Here is a 7,606-nt window from a genome sequence, read left to right on the forward strand (position 1 = left end):
TGATATAAAGAGGTAATATGTATTACCGAATGGCAGAGAATGTAAAGGGGTGAATGATATTAATAGGGATTATACAATCCAGACTGTGCAAAACGCTATGCAAATCTTACGTTTGTTCACCGTAGAAAAACGGGAATGGACATTGACGGAGATTGCTCAAAAAAAATCTATGAGTATTAGTACCACTAAGCGCCTTTTGAAGGTGTTAGAAAAATATGGGTATTTGGAGAGAGGTTCAAGAACTAAAAAATATAGTCTTAGCCTGTCAATTTTAAAATTATCGGGTATTGTCAAAACAACAATGGAAATTCATCAAGAAGCTCGGCCGATTTTAAATAAATTAGTCACCGAGTTTGGCGAAGCTGTCCATATTGGAGTTTTAGAAGGAACAGAAACTATATATTTAGAAAAAATGGAAGGCTTACATCCAGTTAGATTATCTTCCCACATTGGAAAGAATAATCCGGCATACTGCACTGGATGTGGGAAAGTTTTACTAGCTTTTAAAGAACAAACAGAACAGGAAGAAGTCATTAAAGAGATTGAGCTGCAACAATTTCATCAATTCAGTTCAAAAACAGTTAGAAATGTAAAAGAATTGAAGAGTCATCTTAGTCAAATCAAAAAGCAAGGATATGCAGTTTGTATAGATGAATTTAGTGAAGGCGTAACCAGTATTGCAGCTCCTATCTACGATTACAATGAATCTGTCGTCGCATCAATCAGTATTACGGGACCTAGTAACCGGATAGACCCTCCACAAGTTGTAGAAGGTGTGGTAAAAGCAGGAAAAGAGATTTCGAAAAGTCTCGGATTTATATATTAATATAATTAAAGAACAAGAAAGAAGGAAAGGTTATGAAACGAAGTAGCTTTTCATCACTTGAAAATGCATTACGTATACTGGATGTATTTAGTGTTGAAGAACCAGATTTTAGTGTGAAAGAGATTGCAGAGCGGCTTTCGATCGCTGATAGTACAGCTCATCGATTGTTGTCCACTTTAAAAAAAGAAGGATTCATTGCTAAAGATAATATAAATAATAAATATCGTCTTGGTGTTTCTATACGCGCATTAGAATCAGTATTAATAAAAGATTTAGTCCTATATAATGCATCTATTTCAATTTTATATTCACTAACTAAAAAGATGAATGAGGCATCCTCACTCTGCATTTTAAATAATAATCAAACTTTTTATGTTAATACAGTAGATTCTGATCGTCCTATGTATGACGGATTGACATATGTAGGGAAATCTCAGCCTATCTTAAGTACAAGCGCAGGAAAAGTGCTAATTTCCACTAAATCGGAAGAAGAAATAGAGACAATTATTTCTATGGAAGCAACACTTAATATAATAGATAAGCCTCAGTATGATTTAACAGAGTTATTGCAAGTTCAAGAAAAGGGGTACGCAATTAGTTATAACAACTTTTCCTCTGGACTCACATCAATTGCTGCCCCCGTAAAAAACAAGAACGGAGACATTATAGCTGCTATTGAATTAATTGGCCCTGAGCAACGCATTCGGCCATCTTCTGTTAATACATATGTAAAAAAAGTGATAGAAGCCACGATGGAATTGGAAAAACTTTTAAACAGTAAAAATTAATGAAGAATAAGTGAAAAACTTTCTAACAATTAGAAAGTTTTTTGTATTGTATCTTTAAATATTTACTGCGTTAATTTGTTGCAATATAAAGAGACGAAGAGAGATTAGGTCGTGGAAACTGTTTTATACAAGTAGATAACCTTTTTTTGAAGGAAAAAGGTTATCTCTTCGTTATTATTGGAAAGCGCTAGGTGGAATTTGTGATTGAATATTCTGAAAATAAAAACATGATTTGCTGCATAGAAGAATATTCGATTTATAAATGGCAAAATATTGTGATAACATTCAAAATAATAATTATGAAAGTAATTACAGTTAAAGGAGAATGAGAATAATGATTTCTGAAAAGAAAACAGAAGTATTTATGGAACCTGACATTTGCGTAGAGGATATTCAATCTCAAAAACTTCAAAAACAACTGGATTATATTTTTGGGAACTCTAAATTCTATCAGAACAAGTTTCAAAATTTTGATATTGAAAGAAGCAATATTAAAGAGTTAACTGATCTAGCAAAACTGCCGTTTACCTATAAGGATGAAATCAGGGAAAGTCAAAATGTATTGCCACCACTAGGTTCGCATGCCATTGTCGATATGAAAGAAGTTGTTCGTGTACATTCATCATCTGGTACGACTGGTCGACCGACTTATGTTGGAATAACAAGACATGATTATGATGTTTGGACCGAAATGCTAGCTAGAGCTGCATATACTCATGGGATTAGAAAAGAAAGTAAAGTTGTTTTCGCAATGGGTCTATCCTTTTTTGTTGGAAGTTCTTTTAAGGATGGAATAGAAAGATTAGGTGCCACTTTTATTCCGATTGGTACAGGGGCTTCGGATCGGGTTATCCGAAGTATCATCGACTTTAGAGCTGATGCGTTGTTCTGTACGCCATCTTATGCATCCCATTTAGCTGAATTTGTAAGGAAAAATTACAACATGGACCCTTCCGAGTTAAAAATTAAAATCATGTCTGTCGGTGGAGAGCCAGGCGGGGGGTTACCTGAAGTCCGTAAAAAAATTGAACAGGATTGGGGCTGCAAAGTCGTGGAAGCGATGGGGAATGCTGATATGGCTCCTGTGATGTTCAGTGAATGCCAAGAGCAAAATGGTATGCACTTCATCGGATCGGATTACGTCATTTGCGAAATCATTGATCCTGAAACAGGAGAAGTTGTTACACATAGCGATCATATGGAGGGGGAACTTGTTTATACAGCTATTGACCGTGAATGTGTCCCGCTTGTCCGATTTAGAACAAGAGATTTAGTTCAAGTCGATACAACGCCATGTAAGTGTGGTCGACGTAGTTTCCGTCTGCGCTGTGTTGGAAGAACCGATGATATGTTAATTGTTCGTGGAGTGAATGTTTTCCCATCAGCGATTAAGGATGTAGTGAATAGTTTTAGGCCGAAAACAACAGGTGAAATTCGGATTCTACTGAAAGAGAAGCCGCCTTTAGCAGAGGCACCACTTCCAATTAAAGTGGAGTATTCCGAAGGCTTAAATGAAAATGAAAAAGGCGCATTGAAGAAAGAAATCGAATCTGTGTTACGAGCAAAATTATTTTTTACTGCTGATATTCAGCTCGTTCCAGGAGAATCACTACCACGTTTTGAAATGAAAGCAAAATTAACCGAAGATTTATATAAAAAGTAAAAATAGTTTGAAATGAAGAGGAGATGGATAGAGTGAGCAACATCGTATTGATAGAAGGAGCGCGTACTGCATTTACGGAAATTTCAGGCTCATTTAGAGAGATTTCTGCAATAGATTTAGGAGCAGTAGCAGCCCGAGAAGCGATTTGTAAAGCAAAAATTGACCCAGAAGAAATAGATCAAGTCGTATTTGGGAATGTCCAACAGTCCAGTAAAGATGCACATTATCTCGCTCGTCATGTTGGCTTAAAGGCAGGACTTCCCATTCATGTTCCTGCATTAACAATCAATCGTTTATGCGGAACTGGTGTAGAAGCAATTTTAACGGCCGCACGTTTTATTATGACTGGCGAAGCAAAGGTTGTATTGGCCGGAGGAGCAGAAAGTATGAGTCAAGTCCCTCATGTGATTCCTGGACTGAGATGGGGGAGTCCGTTGAGGGGGCATTGGCAGCGATGAAAAAAGGGTATTTGAAGGAAGAAATCGTTCCGATAACGGTTCAGGATAGAAAAAGAAGTAGAGTAGTTGAGGAAGATGAACATATTCGGAAAACGAGCATGGAAAAGCTGGGTAAACTAAAAGCTCGCTTTATTGAAAATGGCGTTGTAACACCTGGAAACGCGAGTGGGATGGTTGATGGCGCTGCGGCTGTTATTGTCACTTCAAGCGAATATGCTGAAGAGAAAGGCTTGAGGCCTATTGCGAGGTTGGTTTCCTGGGATGTGGTTGGTGTTGATCCACAATACATGGGTATTGGACCAGTACCTGCGATTAAAAATGCTTTACAAAAAGTAGGATTAAAAATGGAAGATTTAGATTTAATTGAAATCAACGAAGCTTTTTCTGCACAGTATTTAGCATGCCAGAAAGAGCTAGGCTTTGACCCTGAGAAAGGAAATGTAAATGGTGGTGCTATTGCGCTAGGTCATCCACTTGCGGCCAGTGGAACAAGAATTACACTTACTCTTGCCTATGAATTAAAAAGGCGTAACAAAAAGTATGGAGCCTCTGCTGTCTGTATTGGTGGGGGACAAGGGATAGCATCCATTTGGGAACGATTGTAATAGAACAATCAACTACTTTGCGTAAATACATATATATATATGTCTAAAATCTTATGAAATTTTACAGAAATAGATTATCTGGATTTATCTGATTTTCATTATTGTAATATTCCGAATTTTATTAGGGTTGGTGGGAATGATCGTAGATTACAAGTTCAGAGTAAGGTGGGGTAATACGGATGCTGCGGGCATAGTATTTTATCCTAACTTTTATAAGTGGATGGACGATGCTACACATGAGTTTTTAGCTGTTATAGGATCTCCATCATCTACTTTGTACGTTGAACAGAAAATTAGTGTTCCACTTCTTGAAGCGAATTGTCAGTTTAAGAGGCCACTATTTTTGAAGATTATGTAACTGTTCGTAGTTCAGTCGCAGCTTCTTTCACATCCATTATTCCAAGACTTGGTCGTTTGCTAGCTATTGATTGGTATAAACAGGTGGGTCAGCAGCAAGAAGATGTATTGGAGAAAGTCAATCAATTTATACGAACACTAGGTGTAAATGAATATGAAATAAAATGGTTATCCAAAGATCAAGTGTCATGTGCTATCCAACGTCTTACCTTTGGGGGAAGTAACCTTTGGATAGTTTTAGAAAAGGTACCATATCAATTAAAAGCTAAAATAAATGAAATTGGTAATGAATCATTGCTTGAGAAGATAGTGGATGTCGTACCAGAAGCGATATTTCATAATGTTTTTGCGGAGGTTTTTCATACATTTGGTGAAGAAAAAACGGTTCACTTTCTTGTCGGACATGCGATATATGTTAGCATACTAATTTGTAAGGCTGTACTGGCTGAAGAGCAGAATCTTTTTTTACCTATAGTAGAACTGCTTGAAGTAGGTTACCTGCCACTTGGGACAGAGGCAAATACATTTTATCTCGTTTAAGACGTGAAGAAGATTTATAGAGTAAGGGGATTGTTGGTTGGACGAGCCGGCTATATAGAATTTATAAAGTATCTTATTATCCACGAGATTAGAGGATATTTCTCAGCAATTAAAGGTAATCCTTAATAATGAAAAATGATATGAATGGAGGATATAGAAATGAAGTTAGTTACATTTGGTCGCGAGGGTATGACACAACGTGTTGGAGCGATTGTCAACGAAGAAATCATTGATTTGCATGTTGCGTATAAGTCTTTACTTGCATCAAAAGGGAAAATTCGCGCCCAACAAATTGCAGATGCATTTGTGCCGATAGATATGACTGGGTTTTTACAAGGTGGAAAAGAAAGTTTGGAGCTTGCTAAAAATGCAATAGACTATGCAGTAGAAAATAAAACCGTCAATGGATACAGGCTTGTATATGCTTTAGATGAAGTAAAAGTGGAAGCACCAGTACCGGTACCTGGAAAAATAATCTGTGTAGGTCACAATTACCGTGAACATATTTTAGAAATGAAACGTGAGATTCCATCATATCCGGTTCTATTCGCTAAATTTGCTAATACGGTCATTGGCCCACAAGATGCCATTCCATTTTATTCAATTTCAGAACAGCTTGATTATGAGGCTGAATTTGCTTTCGTGATTGGAAAACGTGCAAGAAACGTATCAAAAAAAGAGGCTCTTGAGTACGTAGCTGGATACACAATTGCTAATGATTTAACGTACCGTGATCTTCAAAGACGCACTCTTCAATGGTTACAAGGTAAAACTGTTGAAGGAAGCGCACCAATGGGACCATGGTTAGTAACATCTGATGAACTTCAAGATCCTGCTGGTTTAGAAGTAGTTTTAACCGTTAATGATGAAGAACGTCAACGCTCTAATACTAGTAACCTAGTATTCTCTGTTCAGTATTTAGTTGAATTTTTATCAAATTTAATGACTCTTGAGCCTGGAGACGTCGTTTTAACAGGTACTCCAGGTGGAGTAGGGGTTGCACGTAATCCACAAGTTTTCTTGAAAGATGGGGACGTTGTCAAAATTGAGATTGATAAAATTGGTGTCCTTGAAAACCATGTAACGAGTGTCAAGAAAGTAGTAGAGGAGAAGTTATGATGATGACTATAAAGATTAAAGATTCTATTAAATCCATTCAACAGTCACTTAATCAAGTGATTCAAAAGGTAGAAGGGTTTTCCGACGATTCGCTTCGTTGGAACCCTACTGAAGCAGAATGGTCTGTTATGCAAATTCTTTGTCATCTCGTTGAAGCAGTTCCTTATTGGCTCGATGAAATCGAACAACTTTTAGAAAATCCTGGTAAAGAGTGGGGGAGAGGGTTGCAGGATGGGGATCGTTTAGCTGCTGTTAACAAAAGTAAGGTTGATAGCACTTCTTTATCCAATGTTTTAATAGAATTGGAAGCACTAAAATCACAAGTAGCACAAACGCTTAACAAATTAGATAAAGAGAAATTAGCGTTGGAGGCGCCTAGCCGAAATCCTCGTTTTGGTACAAAGCCTATTTTATTTATCGTAGATCATTTACTTGTTGAACATACGAGTAAGCATTTAGGACAAATCGAGCGCAATTTATCCAAGTTCAATAGGTAAAAGAGCAGGAGGGATAGGAAATCCAAATATTTGGGCATGGATTCGGAAGCTTCCAAAAGGATTTCATTCAAAAGCTCACCGCCACACGAATTCGACGATTTACCAAGTATTTAGAGGTTGCGGTTACAGCATAATTAATGGCATTCGATTTGACTGGTAACAAGGTGATTACTTTATTATTCCTAACTGGGCAATCCATGAGCACGTAGCGTTAGAAGATACGTTCTTCTTCTCTGTAAACAATTTACCGATTAAGGGGAAATTTGATTTTGAGCAAGAGAAAACATATGGAAACAATAATGAGTATCCGGAAGTAACGGGTGAGTGTAAACCTATTATTTAGCATAAATTCTAGTATGTTTCAAGGTTTTAGTATTGAAAACTATTTGATAGGAACATCAAACCTACATGGAATGTTCAAGTACTAATTATGTTGTAATTTAAAATAACTCATATATAAATCTAATTTTAGTTAGGTGATGATCTTGTTATTAAAAAAACATACTAAGACATGTTGTCTTCAATGTGAATCATTGATAGTAGAGATAGAAAAAATTAGGGGACTCATGGTATTTACTGCCCTTGAAAAAGGATTTACAGATCCTAAGACAATAGAGATAAGCCAGAAACTAGATCAACTGTTGAATAGAACTAACTAATAGAGGAATAAATAGATGTGCAATTTAGTTCCCTATTTTTTGATTATTGTTAGCTTGATTGGGATGGGGTAGTACCACACATCCATCAACTTAA

At 36.7% G+C, this 7,606-nt stretch carries 7 protein-coding genes and 2 pseudogenes; all 9 read left to right on the forward strand.

Features of this window, described 5'->3' with window-relative positions:
* Positions 1-49: 49 nt before the first annotated feature.
* The 9 genes and pseudogenes from DN410_RS27570 to DN410_RS27615 all read left to right on the forward strand — a co-directional run bounded on the left by DN410_RS27570 (position 50) and on the right by DN410_RS27615 (position 7,512).
* Positions 50-826, forward strand: a complete 777-nt coding sequence (locus DN410_RS27570) for an IclR family transcriptional regulator (RefSeq protein WP_149178830.1) — start codon at positions 50-52, stop codon at positions 824-826.
* 32 nt (positions 827-858) lie between these two features.
* Positions 859-1,614: an IclR family transcriptional regulator gene (locus DN410_RS27575; protein ID WP_149178831.1), complete on the forward strand. Its 756-nt coding sequence runs from the start codon at positions 859-861 to the stop codon at positions 1,612-1,614.
* Positions 1,615-1,939: 325 nt separating this feature from the next.
* Complete coding sequence (locus tag DN410_RS27580) at positions 1,940-3,277, forward strand: phenylacetate--CoA ligase family protein (RefSeq protein WP_255446903.1); 1,338 nt, start codon at positions 1,940-1,942, stop codon at positions 3,275-3,277.
* A 32-nt stretch (positions 3,278-3,309) separates the two neighbouring features.
* Positions 3,310-4,340: pseudogene (locus DN410_RS27585) on the forward strand (acetyl-CoA C-acyltransferase).
* Between the two features lie 136 nt (positions 4,341-4,476).
* A pseudogene (locus tag DN410_RS27590) lies at positions 4,477-4,715 on the forward strand (acyl-CoA thioesterase); the annotation flags it as partial.
* Positions 4,716-4,781: 66 nt separating this feature from the next.
* Positions 4,782-5,237 (forward strand): hypothetical protein, encoded by a 456-nt coding sequence (locus DN410_RS27595; RefSeq protein WP_255446904.1) that lies wholly within the window; start codon positions 4,782-4,784, stop codon positions 5,235-5,237.
* Positions 5,238-5,396: 159 nt separating this feature from the next.
* Positions 5,397-6,356, forward strand: coding sequence for a fumarylacetoacetate hydrolase family protein (locus DN410_RS27600; RefSeq protein ID WP_149178834.1), 960 nt, complete (start codon positions 5,397-5,399; stop codon positions 6,354-6,356).
* Positions 6,356-6,853 carry a DinB family protein gene (locus DN410_RS27605; protein ID WP_149178835.1) on the forward strand — a complete coding sequence of 166 codons (498 nt, stop codon included), beginning with the start codon at positions 6,356-6,358 and terminating at the stop codon, positions 6,851-6,853. Before DN410_RS27600 ends, DN410_RS27605 begins: the two co-directional genes overlap by 1 nt.
* A 479-nt stretch (positions 6,854-7,332) precedes the next feature.
* Entirely contained in the window at positions 7,333-7,512 is a 180-nt protein-coding gene (locus DN410_RS27615; RefSeq protein WP_149178836.1) for an aspartyl-phosphate phosphatase Spo0E family protein, read from the forward strand.
* The last annotated feature ends 94 nt before the right edge of the window (positions 7,513-7,606 follow it).

It is taken from the genome of Bacillus sp. SH5-2 (assembly GCF_008368905.1).
Lineage (GTDB): Bacteria > Bacillota > Bacilli > Bacillales > Bacillaceae_G > Bacillus_A > Bacillus_A luti.